11 protein-coding genes are annotated in these 13,762 nt (G+C 64.3%); 6 read left to right on the plus strand and 5 right to left on the minus strand.

Annotated features, from left to right (window positions below; translation table 11 throughout):
• Nucleotides 1–17: 17 nt before the first annotated feature.
• Genes PAQ31011_RS01580 through PAQ31011_RS01590 form a run of 3 tightly spaced genes read right to left on the minus strand, consistent with a single transcriptional unit; the run spans nucleotide 18 to nucleotide 2,942 of the window.
• On the minus strand, nucleotides 18–857 hold the full coding sequence (locus PAQ31011_RS01580; protein WP_150574174.1) for a carbohydrate ABC transporter permease: 840 nt from the start codon (nucleotides 855–857) through the stop codon (nucleotides 18–20).
• Nucleotides 854–1,762 carry a carbohydrate ABC transporter permease gene (locus tag PAQ31011_RS01585; RefSeq protein WP_150574175.1) on the minus strand — a complete coding sequence of 303 codons (909 nt, stop codon included), beginning with the start codon at nucleotides 1,760–1,762 and terminating at the stop codon, nucleotides 854–856. Before PAQ31011_RS01585 ends, PAQ31011_RS01580 begins: the two co-directional genes overlap by 4 nt.
• Nucleotides 1,755–2,942 (minus strand): ABC transporter ATP-binding protein, encoded by a 1,188-nt coding sequence (locus PAQ31011_RS01590; protein ID WP_150574176.1) that lies wholly within the window; start codon nucleotides 2,940–2,942, stop codon nucleotides 1,755–1,757. The genes PAQ31011_RS01585 and PAQ31011_RS01590 overlap by 8 nt, the downstream gene beginning before the upstream one ends.
• Before the next feature lie 192 nt (nucleotides 2,943–3,134).
• On the opposite strand from PAQ31011_RS01590, the gene PAQ31011_RS01595 reads away from it, so the two are divergent.
• From PAQ31011_RS01595 to PAQ31011_RS01610, 4 genes are all read left to right on the plus strand, one after another.
• Nucleotides 3,135–4,100 carry a sugar-binding transcriptional regulator gene (locus tag PAQ31011_RS01595; RefSeq protein ID WP_150574177.1) on the plus strand — a complete coding sequence of 322 codons (966 nt, stop codon included), beginning with the start codon at nucleotides 3,135–3,137 and terminating at the stop codon, nucleotides 4,098–4,100.
• Nucleotides 4,101–4,227: 127 nt separating this feature from the next.
• On the plus strand, nucleotides 4,228–5,409 hold the full coding sequence (locus PAQ31011_RS01600; RefSeq protein WP_217424825.1) for an MFS transporter: 1,182 nt from the start codon (nucleotides 4,228–4,230) through the stop codon (nucleotides 5,407–5,409).
• Nucleotides 5,410–5,453: 44 nt separating this feature from the next.
• Entirely contained in the window at nucleotides 5,454–6,251 is a 798-nt protein-coding gene (locus tag PAQ31011_RS01605) for an AraC family transcriptional regulator (RefSeq protein ID WP_150574178.1), read from the plus strand.
• Nucleotides 6,252–6,396: 145 nt separating this feature from the next.
• Nucleotides 6,397–7,092 carry a cupin domain-containing protein gene (locus PAQ31011_RS01610; protein ID WP_343031658.1) on the plus strand — a complete coding sequence of 232 codons (696 nt, stop codon included), beginning with the start codon at nucleotides 6,397–6,399 and terminating at the stop codon, nucleotides 7,090–7,092.
• A 30-nt stretch (nucleotides 7,093–7,122) separates the two neighbouring features.
• Here the strand turns inward: PAQ31011_RS01610 and PAQ31011_RS01615 are convergent, their stop codons facing one another.
• Nucleotides 7,123–8,862 carry an ABC transporter ATP-binding protein gene (locus tag PAQ31011_RS01615; RefSeq protein ID WP_150574179.1) on the minus strand — a complete coding sequence of 580 codons (1,740 nt, stop codon included), beginning with the start codon at nucleotides 8,860–8,862 and terminating at the stop codon, nucleotides 7,123–7,125.
• Nucleotides 8,863–8,936: 74 nt separating this feature from the next.
• A complete protein-coding gene (locus PAQ31011_RS01620) occupies nucleotides 8,937–11,705 on the minus strand; it encodes a deaminase domain-containing protein (RefSeq protein WP_150574180.1) in 2,769 nt (922 codons plus the stop codon).
• Between PAQ31011_RS01620 and PAQ31011_RS01625 the strand changes: the two genes are divergently transcribed.
• Both PAQ31011_RS01625 and chrA read left to right on the plus strand, forming a co-directional pair.
• Nucleotides 11,704–12,033: a hypothetical protein gene (locus PAQ31011_RS01625; RefSeq protein WP_150574181.1), complete on the plus strand. Its 330-nt coding sequence runs from the start codon at nucleotides 11,704–11,706 to the stop codon at nucleotides 12,031–12,033. The two genes, PAQ31011_RS01620 and PAQ31011_RS01625, sit on opposite strands and share 2 nt — an antisense overlap.
• Before the next feature lie 556 nt (nucleotides 12,034–12,589).
• On the plus strand, nucleotides 12,590–13,762 hold the full coding sequence (gene chrA, locus PAQ31011_RS01630; protein ID WP_246179372.1) for a chromate efflux transporter: 1,173 nt from the start codon (nucleotides 12,590–12,592) through the stop codon (nucleotides 13,760–13,762).

Genomic DNA, 13,762 nt, shown 5'->3' on the forward strand with positions numbered 1-13,762 from the left:
ACGTCGTCGCCTGCGGGCTAGCCCTTCAGTCCGGAGAGCGCGATACCTTCGATGAAGCGGCGTTGTCCAAGCAAGAAGGCGATCACCAACGGCGCGATCACGATGGAGGCGGCCGCCATCAGTGCGCCATAATCGGTGCCGGCTTCCTCGTTGCGGAAGAACGCGATGCCCAGCGGCGGGAGCAGCTTCTCCGGCGAGGACAGCACGATCTGTGGCCAAAAGAATTCGTTCCAGTGCGCCGTCACCGAGAAGATGCCGAACGCGATCACTGCCGGTAGCGCCACCGGCAACATGAGCCGGAACACGATGGCGAACTCGCTAAATCCGTCCAGGCGAGCGGCGTCGAGCAATTCGTCCGGGATCGTCTGGAAGTACTGCCGCAGCAAATAGATGCCGAAGGCCGAAAACGCATGCGGCAAAGCCACCGCCCAGATGCTGTCGACGAGCCCGAGCTGCTGCGCGAGCAGGAACTGCGGGATCGCCACGACCTGCGTGGGCAGCATCAGGCAGAACACGACGGCGCCGAAGAGCATGCGGCGTCCGCGATGCGGGATTTTGGCGAGGACATAGGCACACGGCAAAGCCAGCGCAAGTTGCAGCGCCAGAATCACCACGACGACGAACGCACCGTTGGCCAGATACCGGAGCATCGGCACCATCGAGAAGACCGTCGCGAAATTCGCGGCGCACGCGTAGTGCTCGGGAAGTATGTGCAGTTCGCGGCTGAAGACTTCATTGGCAGGTTTGCACGCCGTCAACAGCATCCAGACGAACGGCGCGAGCGAGATCACGCCTGTGATGCCAAGCACGACATGCCGCGCAAGGCGCGCAAAACCGTGGTGTCGACGCGGGTTCATGCGGCACTCCGACGGTTGACGAATCGGAACTTGAGCCACGTCAGCACGCCGACGAGCGCCAGAAACACCACGGCAATCGCTGCGCCGCGCCCGGCCCGGAAGAACACGAACGCCTCGCTGAACATGGTGAAGAGCAGCACTTCGGTCGACTTTTGCGGTCCGCCGCCTGTGATGACGTACACCGTTTCGAACAACTGGAACGAGCGGATCACCGAAATGACGACGACGAATGCGGTGATCGGACGCAGCATCGGCCACGTCACGAGCCAGAACCGGTCCCACGCACTGGACGCACCGTCGACGCAGGCTGCCTCGTGATACTGCGGCGAAATCCCGGTCAGCCCCGTCAGAAAGAGCACCATGTTGAATCCCGTCATCTGCCACACGCCGATGATGGCGAGCGACAGCAATGCCGTCGACGGATCTTCCAGCCAGCGCGGACCGACGACGTCGAATTTACCGAGCACCAGATTCACCAATCCGAAGCTCGGATGCAGCATGAACTCCCAAACGATCGCGATGGCAATCGTGGCGGCCATCACCGGCAGGAAATGCAATGTGCGGTAAAACGAGCGCAGGCTCGACTGCGCGTTGATCAGCAGTGCAAGGCCAAGCCCGGCCAACGTGGAGACCGGCACGACAATCGCCGAGTACATCAGCGTGTGCGCGAACGATTTGCGAAAGACTTCGTCGCCCGAGAGATCGACGAAGTTGTCGAGGCCGATGAACGACAGACTTTTCTCGCCCAGCCGGTAATCGGTGAACGCCAGCGCGATCACCGCGACGAGCGGCAATACCAGCGTGATCAACCCGACAAGCGCGGCTGGCCCTGCGAACCCGGCGACGACGCGCCCCATCGACGGCGCGCCAAACGGGCGCGGTGCGCAATGCGTTAGCTCAGCCATGGGCCACCCTCTGTGTCGACATCGTGTGCCCTGCCACCGCATCGATGCGTTGCCCTTGGGCGTCGAACACCAGCGCGCGGGACAGATCGACGCGCACACCCAGCAGTTCGCCTGTCACAGGCGTTCGGCCTGCGCAGTCGAGGCTGGCCGCCCGAACGACGAGACGCGCTTCGCCGTGCCCCGCCGCGACGGCGACGTGCACCAGCACATCAGCGCCCAGATACTCCACGTTCGTCACGCGAGCGGGCAGCGCGCCCGCCGTATCGGTCGTCGTCAGATGCAAATGTTCCGAGCGCAGACCGACGGTGACATCCGCGCCCGCCGCGAGCGCGATGTGCAGCGGAAGTACGGAGTGCATCCCGACCGCCAGCCCACCGCTGCCCGCCAGCACCCTGGCCGGAAGCAGCCCGATGCACGGCGTACCGATGGTGCGTGCAACTTCGATGCACGACGGTTGGGCGTACAACTGCGCCGGACTGGCGAACTGGAGAATCCGGCCGGCGCGCATGACAGCGATACGGTCAGCCATCGTCATCGCTTCGACCTGATCGTGCGTCACGTAGACCGACGCCACACCGATGCGACGATGCAGATCGGCGATTTCCGTGCGCATCGTCGTGCGTAGCTCGGCGTCGAGATTGGATAGCGGCTCATCGTAGAGAAAGGCGGCAGGACGTCGCACGATCGCGCGGCCAAGCGCCACACGCTGACGCTGCCCGCCCGAGAGCGCGCCGGGCTTGAGATCGAGCACATGGCCGAGGCCGAGCGCCTGGGCTACTTCATGCACGTCGGTGTCGATCTGTGCGTGGCGACGACGACTTGCGCCGGATGCGTGCCACAACAGCGGTAACCGCTCCCACGCCTTCAACCGACGCATCGTAAGCGGCGTTGCAATGTTCTGACGCACGCTCAGGTGCGGGTACAGCGCGTAATTCTGGAACACCATCGCGACGTTTCGCTCGGCGGCCGGAACGCCTGTGGCCTCGCGACCAGCAATGCGGATATGGCCCTCGTCCGGCCAGTCGAGTCCCGCGATCATGCGCAGCAATGTCGACTTGCCGCAGCCGCTCGGCCCCACCAGCGCGACGAATTCGCCCTCGTCCACCGTCAGATTGATGTTCTCGATGGCCGCATGCGCGCCAAACCTGCGACAGACGTTTTCCAGTTCTACGCCTGCCATTTCAATTTCCCGCCGCCTGAATGCTCATGACTGCCTCCGACTCATTTGAGTCACCGATAGTACATTTGGGATTTGACACTTATGTGACGTCATCGGCACATTTGTACTTCGTGGCCGGTTGGTGATACCTTTCGCGTGGCCGCTATTGGTGCGACGTCGTCGGCGGCCTTCGAACCGGTCCCAGGAATCCAGATGAAATTGCAGAATCAGGCAGCCCAGCACCAAGACATGCCTCGCGCGGAAGCTCAGTTGATGGCTCGCATTTGCTGGGCGTATTTCAAGGAAGGGCAAACGCAGGAAGCCATCGCGCAGCGCATGGGCATCACCCGCAAGCGTGTGAATCGCGTGTTGAACGACGCGCGCTCGAGCGGCTTCGTGCAGACGACGATCAACAGTCCCGTCAGTGCTTATGTGGAACTCGAAGTCGGATTGGTCGCGGCGCACAGTTTGCGCCGCGCGATTGTCGTACCGACGCCGGACAACGACGTCGACGTGCGCATGGTCATCGGCGCTGCCGCCGGGCAGTACGTCTCGGAACACCTGGACGATGGCGCGTCGCTCGGCATCACGTGGGGCGGCACGATCAACGCGGCGGCGCAGAACATCCTGCATCGTCAGGACAGGCACAACACCGTCGTTCTGATGTGCGGCGGGCTGGCGCGAAGCACGCGTATCAACCCCTACGACAACGCGGCGATCTTTGCGCGCATGCTGGACGCGACCTGCTATTACATGACCGCGCCGATGTTCGCCGAGACGGTCGAATTGCGCGAAGCGCTGGTGCGGAGCGAGCCGGTGCGCAGCGTGCTGGAAATGGCGCGTCACGTGGATATGGCGTTGCTGAGCGTGACGGATCTCTCGGAAGAATCGAAGCTGCTCGAATACGAAGTGATTTCCCGCGAGCTGTGGCAGTCGCTGCGCGACGCAGGCGCAACGGGCGACATCTGCGGTCACTATCTCGACGCCGACGGCAACGCCGTGGCGCATCCGCTCGTCGAACGCACGATCAATCCAACGCTTGCGGAATTGCGCGGCATTCCCGAACTGATTCTCGCGGCCGGTGGCATGCAGAAGATCCCGGTCATCAAGTCCGCCATCCGCGCGGGGCTTGTCCATACGCTGATTACCGACGAAGCGACGGCCGCGGCACTACTGTGACGTGATGAAATTCTCGCGCTTCGGCGGGGTTGGCAGACGCTCGACATACTTCGGCAATCTGTCGAAAGCCCGTATTGCCTGAGGTCGTTACGCTGAAGGTCTTTCGCAAGACTTCGGAACGACCGACATGAAACACAGAACCTGGTTGCCCTGGCTGATGGTGTTCGGCGCAGGGCTCTGCCTGCGCACGGGCATCTCGTCCCTTTCCCCACTGCTCGACACCATCCAGCGCGCGCTGCACATTAGTGGCAGCGCGCTGGGTCTGCTCACCGCCATCCCCGTCGTGTGCATGGGGGTGCTTTCGCCGCTCGGTCATGCGCTCGACCGAAAGCTCGGCCTTAAGCGCTCGATGCTCGTGGCACTTGCCATCCTGACCGTTGGGCTGGCGCTGCGGCTTCATGCGAACGCCTATGCCGTGTTGCTCGTCACTGCGGCGCTCGTCGGCATTGGCGACGCCATCATTCGCCCGCTGCTGAGCGGCTTTATCAAGGACACGTTTCCCGACAAGACACCGGCCGCGATGGGGCTGTATGCCACGGCGATGGGTGTCGGCTCGGCGGTTGCCGCTTATGCGACGCCAGTCCTGTCGACTGGTCAGCGCGGTTGGCAAGGCGGCCTGGCGTTCTGGGCGATTCCCGCCCTCCTCGCGGGCACGCTGTGGGCGATGTGGCCGGGTTCGGCGCATGACATCGCAACCACGTCGCCTCAATCGACCCGCGCCCTCCATCGTCTCGAAGTCGCTGCGCTCACGCTGTTCTTCGGTTTGCAGGCCGGCATGAACTACACCGTCGTCGCGTGGCTACCCAGCCTCTATCAGGCGGCGGGCTTCTCGCAACAGGCGAGCAGCGCACTCGTCGCCCTCTTTCTGGTGATTCAGACGGCGACGAGCCTGTGCTTCCCGCTCCTGCTGCGCGGCCTACGGATGGGATTGACGGGCGCGATGATCGGCTTCGCGCTGCTGGCACTCACCGGTTCTGCGATGTTGTGGGTGTTGCCCCAGACGGTTTGGGGTGCGGCGGTGCTGCTGGGCGTCGCAACCGGCGGCTTGTTCCCGATGGCCTTGCTGCTGCCGCTGGAGTTCTCGCCGTCGCGCGCCGAGGCGACGCGTCTGAGCGGACTGACCCAGTCGGGCGGCTATCTGATGGGCGGCTTGATGCCATGGATCGCGGGCCTTGCTGCCGACCGCGCGGGTGCCGTCGACGGCATCGCCACCATGAGTTTGCTGTCGGCGCTCGCGCTCCTGCTCGTCGTCGCACAAGTCGGCGCAAGCCATCGACGTGTCAGCCGTGCCGCGACGCCGATTCGATAGAATGCTGTCTTATTACGATTAGCGGCCAGATGTCGATGCCAGCCATGCCTCTGAGAGTGGACCGCCGGAACTGGACATTGTTGGAGACGTCGCCACTACGACGACTGCCCCGGCCGGTCTACTTCCGCGCTTATGCCATCGCAGCAGGAAGTTGCGTTCAGGCCCACAAGCATGCGTGGTGGCAATTTCTCTTCGCCCGGGAAGGGATGATGCAGGTGCAGGCCGGCGACATCAATTTCACGTTGCCACCCGATTACGGCATGTGGATTCCGCCGCGCTGCGCACACACGTTGTGGGTCGGCGAGGATGTCGAACTGGAGAGTCTGTACATTGAAAGAAGCGCTATCTCGATGCCTGACACTGGCGTACGCGTGGTGCGAGTCGACGAATTCGTGCGCGCGTTTCTGCATCACGGCTGCACGGCAATTCCTACGCGCTACGACTTGGAGGGTGCCGACGGGCGCAAGGTCGGTGTCCTGCTGGATCTCGTGCAGACGTTGCCCGACGCGCCCTTCCATCTCCCGTTCCCCACCGAGCCCAGACTGCTGCGCGTGTGCCTCGCGATTCAGGCCGCCCCACAGCTGCCTCATACGGTGGACGACGCTTGCGCACTCGCTCTGATGTCTTCCCGTTCCTTCTCGCGGCACTTCGTGAAGGCGACGGGTCTGCCCTATCACACGTGGCGCCAGCGCATGCGGCTGCTCGGGTCGCTGGAGATGTTGCGCGCCGGGGCGTCCGTCACCGACGTCGCGCTTACCATCGGCTACGCCACGCCGTCAGCCTACATCTACGCGTTCAAGCAGTTGTTCGGCACGCCGCCAAGCCGATTCACGCACGGATGATCCGGTTTGCCGACGACTCCGCCGCTGCGCGCTGCCCCATCGCCGCAAAGAATTTCTTCCAAATGCACATAGATAAACTGATTTGCGCCGTCGGCCGGAACGCGCCAGACTTCAGCTCTTCGCCATGCTCAAAAGGACGCCAACGATGTTTGGCCCGACCATGCGTGTGAACGCCGATTTCTCGCAACGTGCCGTTGTCTTGCCCTCGCAGTACGTGTGGGTGCCGTCACCCCAAGCCGGGGTCGAGCGTGTGATGCTCGACCGCGTCGGCAAGGAAAAGGCGCGTGCGACAAGCATCGTTCGTTACGCCGCTGCGTCCGACTTTCCCGCGCATCACCACCCGGGCGGTGAGGAAATTCTTGTCCTCTCCGGTATGTTCTCCGCTGACGGGCGCGACTATCCGGCGGGATGGTATCTGCGTAATCCGCCCGACTCGTCGCATCGTCCGTCAAGCCGGGACGGTGCGACGATCTTCGTCAAGCTCATGCAAATGCGCGCATCGCAAGACGCCGTGGTGCACGTCGATACGCGTGACGCAGCCAACTGGCAAGCGCACGCAGGACGGGACGTCTGTCCGTTGTTCAGCGACGAGAACGAACAGGTCGAGTTGATCCGTCTTCCGGCTAACGCACCGATTGTGACTCCGCGACCGTCAAATCAGCCTTGCATCGTCGAACTGCTCGTCCTCGATGGAACGCTGTGGCTGGGCGGCGACGCCCTTGCAACGGGAAGTTGGGTCCGGCTGCCCGCGAACGACGGCGCGACGTTAAGTGCCGGTGAGGCTGGCGCCACCCTCTACTGCAAGGCCTACGTGCCGCTTCCCATCCCCTCGGGGATGTGATCGACGACAAGATAAGGCGACGCCATCGGATTACGTGCGCCGGGCGAGCACCTCGTCTCTTGGACCGGCGTCTACGACGCGGCCGCTTTCCATGACCACGATGGTGTCGAAACGGCTCAACAGACTCGGCCGATGCACGGACGCCACGATGCAAGCCGTCGGAAACGCGTCGTACATGCGGTCGAACACGCGCCCTTCGGCCTGCGGATCGAGTGCGCTCGTCGGTTCGTCGAGCAGCAACAGCGAACTGCCCTGCGCCGCTAGCGCACCGCGCGACAGCGCGAGCCGTTGGCGCTGACCGCCGGAAAGATTGCTGCCGCGCTCGTTCAGCGTGCTCGACAAGCCGTCCGGGAGATGTTGCAGCACGTCGTCGAACACGCCCGCATGCACGGCCGTGTGGAGTGCCTGCGCATCGGCAGGTTCACCGAACGTCAGGTTCTCTTCGACGCTGGCTTCGAAAACTTCGGCTTCCTGGGGAATCAGTGTCGCCAAGGTCCGCAGGTCCGACCAGTCGGTCACGCTACCGTCGCGCAGCAGTTCACCCTGTTGAGGAAGGTACAGACCGGCAAGCGTGCGCAGCAATGTGCTCTTACCACCACCGCTCGGACCGACGAGCGCCACGCGCGACCCGCGTCGAAGCGTGAGGTCGACGCCACGCAATCCGCCGCGCGCATCGTCTGCATAGTTCCACGAGACGTTGCGCAGCGTCAGCGTTTGCCACGGCGCGTCGGCGATGACCGCAGGGACGATGGCATCCGGATCGCTCGGCGCGTCCCAGATCGGCTCGGCGCTACCGTAGTCCGTGTGCATTCGCGCGAAACTCTGGAAGTTCGACGCCATCGCACCGACCACCGTCGCCGCCTGTTGCGCGTACTGGTAGATCATGAACACCGTACCGAGCATTACGGCCTGTCCCGGCTCGCGTGACTGCAATACATAGACCACGACGAGAATCCACGTGAGGCCCATGCCCAGAATGTCGACGGCAAACCACTTGCCTTCGTTGACCGTCACCGTGCGTCGCAGCGGCACCATCACAGCGTCCATCCGATGACCGAGCAGCTTGCGCGATGCCGCCTGCAAGCGCAGCCCGATCACCGTGCCCGCGTTGCCGACGAAATCGAGAAGCGCCGCTGCATAGCGACGCTCGGCATCGTTCTCCGCGCGCGCGAGCTGCATCAGCACGCGGTCGAATCGAAGGATGATGATGGCGATGACCACATACCCGGTCACGGCAATTGCACCGCTGGTGCGCGACAGCAGCGCCAGTGCGACTAGCGGGCCGACGAAATTGAACACGCTTTGCAGATAACCGAACTGGTTCTGCGCGAAGTCGGACAATGCGCGACTGGACTGCACGACGCGATGCTGCAACTCGCCTGAATGTCGACCGTCTCGCCATGCCAGCGGCGCGGCGGCAATGCGTGCATACAACTGATCGGCCAGACGCAAGCGCACCCGCACGCCGACATTGCGCTCAAGGATTCGCCCCGGGCCGTGCAGTAGCCACGACAGGAGGTAGATGCCGACGAGGTAGACGATCCAGCGTCCCGCGACCGTCATATCGCCCTGCTGAAGCGCGTTGATCGCCTGCGCGGCGAGCCACGGCATCGTCAGCCGCAGCAGTTGCGCCGCCGAGAGCAGGCCTGCCGCGCCCAGCAGATGCATGCGGACGCCCTGCGCATGTCGCCACAGCGCGCGATACAGATCACGGGCAGCACTACCGAGCCCGATGGCGGGTTTGCGCGGAGAAGCCTCTGGCGCCGTCATGCGTTGTTCACTCCTTAGTACTGAAATGGCAGCGTGACCGGTCAATATAGGGGAAAAATCCGCAGACGTCCCGATTACAGCGTCGAGTGCACGTGTCTGTCGGGGGCGCGTGCACCAGCTCCGCTCGCTCCGTCCTGCGGCATCGCGGTCGCCGAAGCCTCCGTGTGCGTCGGTGCGTCGTCTGACGGTGTGCGAAGGAGAGACCCGGAGGCGACGTAGTAGAAGCGCAACGCCGCATCCGGATAGTGATACGGCACCATCGCCAGATTCACCGCACAGGAGTCGCAGAACGGCATGCGCGAGCACATCACGATGGAGCGCACGACGCCCTCACCGGCAGGATGATCCGCATAAATCTGCGCCAGAATCAGGCGTTCGGTGTCGAGCGTACGGGACTTCGCCGTGCCGGACGCGGCGTGATATGTCGGCAGGTTGGCGTCGGCGACGACAAAGCGCAATTCGGGCGGCTCGGTCGGGTACGCCTGCGCACGTGAGCGCGGGCCGTCGCCTTGCTGTGCGATGACGTTGTTCTCCCGTTCGAGATAAGCGTGACCGGCGTCGACGAATCGCACCGTTGGCGCGTTCGTCGGCAGCACACGCCGCTGGAGCCCGGAGAGGCAGTAGTAGATCATTCGCGTGCCATCCACGAGCGTGACTTCCGCGAGCGCGATGTTGGCGTTCAGCGACACGAGGCGCATGTGGTTGTCGACGTCACGTGCCGCACGGGCCTCGCCTGACACCAGCGATTGAAGATCCGGCATGCCGGGGAAGACTTCCTCGAACAACGCGAGGACATCTCGCGTCGTCTGCACGTCGCCGGTGAACGGCAGTTGGGACCACACAGCCAGTGGCGACGGGCGCGACACGAAGTCGCGCGCCACGGCACCGATGAACGCATCCGCCTGACCGGGATAGCGCTGCCAATGCGACCAGAGACGGTTGAACGCCGGAAGCAACGCAGGATCGACGTCGGGCGATGCGTGCGCGTGAGGACCGTCCGCTTGATCAGCACCCACACCACACACACCCGCCACGCCGTTCCCGTTGGCCGCGCCTCGCGCCGAAGCCACGTGCCACTCGATGGCGTGCGTAAGCTGCCCAACGGCGTCGCGGGCTTCGGCGACCGACAGCGGAATGTCCTCCAGCCCCTGCCACACCTCGGACGGTGATGGCGCCTGCTCCCACATGCGCAGATACAGTTGCAACAACGTGCGCGTCTCGCCGTAGGAAATCGTCGGCAAGACACTGGCATTCTCTGCCGCCGAACGATGATGCTGTGCGATCCAGTACTCGCGGATATCGCGGTTCTCGGCGTGGCGATACTGCAAACGTACCCGCTGCGATGCGTCTCCGGCATCCCCGTCGGGCAACGTGAAGCGGTAATACACCTCACGCGACAACTGCACCACGCCGTGCAACACCTCATGACGGTCGCGATACGTGCCGAAGGGCACAGCCACGTGCATGTTCCCGAGCGTGAGACGAACACGGCGTCCGCCCACCGGCCCGGCCGTCGTCGCCTGCTCGAAGTACCCGAGCTCACCGTCCAGCTCTCTTGCGTAGACGTCACCCGCCACCGATGGAGAATTCGACGTCACCTGGGGGGTGCCCTGCGCGTCGAATTCGCCCAGACGCCCGAAAGCGAAGAACTGCCGTCGTCCATCCCCGGCCTCGAACGGCTGCGAATACACCGCGACGCGCAGACGCGCCAGCGGCGACGCCTCCAGCACCTGATGCTGTGTCACCGTCGCGCCCTGCTCCGTGACGGACACCTCGCCGTCCCGCTCGGTATGGCACTCCAGACACATGCCGTCGACATCAATGCCGACGCCGCGCGAGATACGGCACAACGCGAGCGCTCCGAGTTCGCTGCGCATTTGGTCTAGCGGACGCAGGTCGGATGCGTGCTTGCGCGTGCGGGCGACCGTTGTACCGTACAGCGTGCCGTCGATGTCGAAGACCTTCACGCCGTTCTGTGTGAGGTCGGGCCGATACTCGACATAGACGTTCGCGGGCAAGATCCACTGCACGCCGCGTCCGAGCGGGCCGCTGAACGACGCGTGCGGGAAAGTCTCCGGCGCGGACGTCTGGGGCAAAGCGACGACATCCGAAACCCTTGCGGGACTTGCAGGCCAGAGGTGCCGCAGCAATGTGATGGCATCGTCACTCAATGTGCCCGACCCGATCACTGCGGCGAGGCACTCCAGACCGGACGCGCTCACTCGCGTCGCCAGCGCTCGCGCGCCGCCAGCGTCATCCATCGCATTTCGTCGTGGACGTGGCCCGAGCCTTTCACTGGCCGGTTCACCGCGAATCACCGTCTCCAGCAGGATTTCGGCGACCTCCTCCATGTCAGGCGATTCGAGTACGGGGGTGTCGGGCGATGGCCATCCCGGCGACACGGTCGCACCGACTCGCGTCGACATGAAACGTATCGTGTCGGTATCGTCGATCTTTTCGGCAATCGATGCCCAACGGTCACCCCAGAACAACGGGCCAAGTGTCCGCTTGATACAGTCCGCGTCAGACGGACTCCGTGTCCGGCAAGTCGAGAGAGGCACGACGAGTGCAGGCGCATGCGCGGCGAGCGTAAGCGCGAATGGTCGCCAGCGACCCTGTTCGTCGCGCAGATTGAGCGTGATGCCAGACGACGCGAAGTAGATGCTGGGCGGCGGCCAGCCCTTCGTTCCCTTGTGGCTGACACGTAGCGTCATGTACCGGGGACGCAACACCTCAGCGTTCGCGAACGCTTCTCGCGTGTCGGGGTCTGCAGCGGCCACGGCATCGCGGATCATGGCGACGACCACCCGCTGCAAATCCCCGCGATAGGCGGACAGTCCCATGCGAAGCGCCGCGTCGCTGTCGGCAGCAGGCGGCGAAATGCCGATCGTCGATGCGCTCCGGGACGGCAAACACCGAGGCGAAACCCCACCGCTCTCCTCACGCGCCGGACGCATGTTCAGCAGCGTGCGCATGCCTGCGATGGCCTGTGAGTGCGCCAACGTCACTGGGGGTTCAGTGCTGGCGATGGGCGACGCCATCCGGCTTCTGCCCATTGCCCGCAAACCGGTGAGGGGCCCTCTTGGCGCGCCGGCAGCGGCCAGATTGGCGACGCTTGCGACGCTCGCGACCGCCAACAACGTCACGGCGAAAGCGGTGGCGGCCGCCTGAGGGCGCGCTTCACCTCGCGTCGCACGCGACGATTCGACGTTACCGCGCTGTACCCGTGCGCTGTTGCGCACCTGCCTGCGAGGCAATGCCCACCCTGCGCGCCAGTCGTCCGCAAGTGCATGACAGCGTCTGCGAGGTGGCGCATCGTGCATGTGCGCGGTTGGACGATGAGCGTGGTGTGGCATGGATGAATGCATGCGAGTCATGGAACGTCTCTCCTGAGCGTCGGGCCGCCAGCGGCCGCCGTGCGAAAGCACGACAGATCGCCACTCGCGACACGGGAGTCAACGCTATCGCGCCTGCACGCCGCATGATTGCTGAAACGAACCGGCGACTGTGCCGGAATAGACGATTGCCCCGGCGTCGTCGCGAGATTGGGAAACCCGTGACGAACCGCAGCGACCGGCGGCGCGTGTCGCCGCACCGCTGCGTGACATCCGGACGTGCTAACGTCGTGACATCGATACTGTCTCCCGAATGCGCCGTGCCCGATCCGTCTTCGTCCGACCTCACACCGTCCTGCGCCGTCACCACAGGTCCGCGCGCAGCACTCGACGTGCTCTGCGCGTTCCTCGTGCTGGGGCTGACCAGCTTCGGCGGTCCGGTCGCGCACATCGGCTACTTTCGACGCGAGTTCGTTACGCGACGCCGGTGGCTCGACGACGCAAGCTTCGTCGATCTGGTGGGCTTGTGTCAGTTCCTGCCCGGCCCGGCGAGCAGCCAGGTCGGCTTTTCCATCGGGCTGCTGCGCGCGGGATGGCTGGGCGGTCTCGCCGCGTGGTGCGGCTTTACGCTGCCGTCGGTAGGCCTGTTGCTCTTGTTCGCCGTGCTCGCGCCGCATCTCGGCGGCACGGTCGGCGATGGCGTCATTCACGGTCTGAAGCTGGTGGCGGTGGCTGTCGTGGCGCAAGCCGTCTGGGACATGGCGAAACGGCTATGCGCGGACGTGCGTCGGGCGGGCATCGCGCTCGCGGCCATTGTGATCCTCACAATGACGACGACGGTCTTCGCGCAACTCATCGCGATCGTTTTCGGCGCAGTCCTCGGTTACGGGCTGCTGCGCTCATCGAACGCTGCCCAGGTGTCTCCCTCGGCACCGACATTGCATTTCTGCATCTCACGCACGGCAAGCGTGTTGTCCTTCGTACTCTTTGCCACGCTGCTGGCTGGCCTGCCGCTGTTGCATCAGTGGACGAACGGACGCGCCGTCGCCATTTTCGACGGCTTTTACCGCTCGGGGGCGCTGGTTTTTGGTGGCGGCCACGTCGTGTTGCCGCTGCTTCAGGCCCAGACTGTGACCACGGGATGGGTGTCCGCGAACGATTTTCTCACCGGTTACGGCGCGGCACAGGCCGTTCCCGGCCCGCTCTTCACGTTCGCGTCGTATCTCGGGTGGATGTCGGGCGCACCGTCTCATTCGTGGCTGGGTGCGGCACTCGCCACGCTCGGCATCTTCCTGCCGGGACTGCTGCTGGTGATCGCCGCGTTACCGCATTGGCAGACGCTGCGGGCGCGTGCGTCGACTGCGGCGATGCTCGCGGGCGTGAATGCTGCGGTCGTCGGGATTTTGGCATCGGCGTTGTATTCGCCGGTGTGGACCAGCGCCGTTCACAGCGTCGCCGATGTCGCGCTCGCGGTCGTTTCCTTCGTGCTGCTGGTTCGGTGGAAAACCCCGCCGCTGGCGATCGTCGCGTTGTGCGTGATCGCCGGTGCGACGGGGCTTGCCTAA

The organism is Pandoraea aquatica (assembly GCF_902459565.1).
GTDB lineage: Bacteria > Pseudomonadota > Gammaproteobacteria > Burkholderiales > Burkholderiaceae > Pandoraea > Pandoraea aquatica.

What these genes read in the sequence shown, in the direction of transcription:
- PAQ31011_RS01580 (WP_150574174.1), bottom strand. Translation starts at nt 857, where the DNA reads ATGAACCCGCGTCGACACCACGGTTTTGCGCGCCTTGCGCGGCATGTC.
- PAQ31011_RS01585 (WP_150574175.1), bottom strand. Translation starts at nt 1,762, where the DNA reads ATGGCTGAGCTAACGCATTGCGCACCGCGCCCGTTTGGCGCGCCGTCG.
- PAQ31011_RS01590 (WP_150574176.1), bottom strand. Translation starts at nt 2,942, where the DNA reads ATGGCAGGCGTAGAACTGGAAAACGTCTGTCGCAGGTTTGGCGCGCAT.
- PAQ31011_RS01595 (WP_150574177.1), top strand. Translation starts at nt 3,135, where the DNA reads ATGAAATTGCAGAATCAGGCAGCCCAGCACCAAGACATGCCTCGCGCG.
- PAQ31011_RS01600 (WP_217424825.1), top strand. Translation starts at nt 4,228, where the DNA reads ATGAAACACAGAACCTGGTTGCCCTGGCTGATGGTGTTCGGCGCAGGG.
- PAQ31011_RS01605 (WP_150574178.1), top strand. Translation starts at nt 5,454, where the DNA reads ATGCCTCTGAGAGTGGACCGCCGGAACTGGACATTGTTGGAGACGTCG.
- PAQ31011_RS01610 (WP_343031658.1), top strand. Translation starts at nt 6,397, where the DNA reads ATGTTTGGCCCGACCATGCGTGTGAACGCCGATTTCTCGCAACGTGCC.
- PAQ31011_RS01615 (WP_150574179.1), bottom strand. Translation starts at nt 8,862, where the DNA reads ATGACGGCGCCAGAGGCTTCTCCGCGCAAACCCGCCATCGGGCTCGGT.
- PAQ31011_RS01625 (WP_150574181.1), top strand. Translation starts at nt 11,704, where the DNA reads ATGCGAAGCGCCGCGTCGCTGTCGGCAGCAGGCGGCGAAATGCCGATC.
- PAQ31011_RS01620 (WP_150574180.1), bottom strand. Translation starts at nt 11,705, where the DNA reads ATGGGACTGTCCGCCTATCGCGGGGATTTGCAGCGGGTGGTCGTCGCC.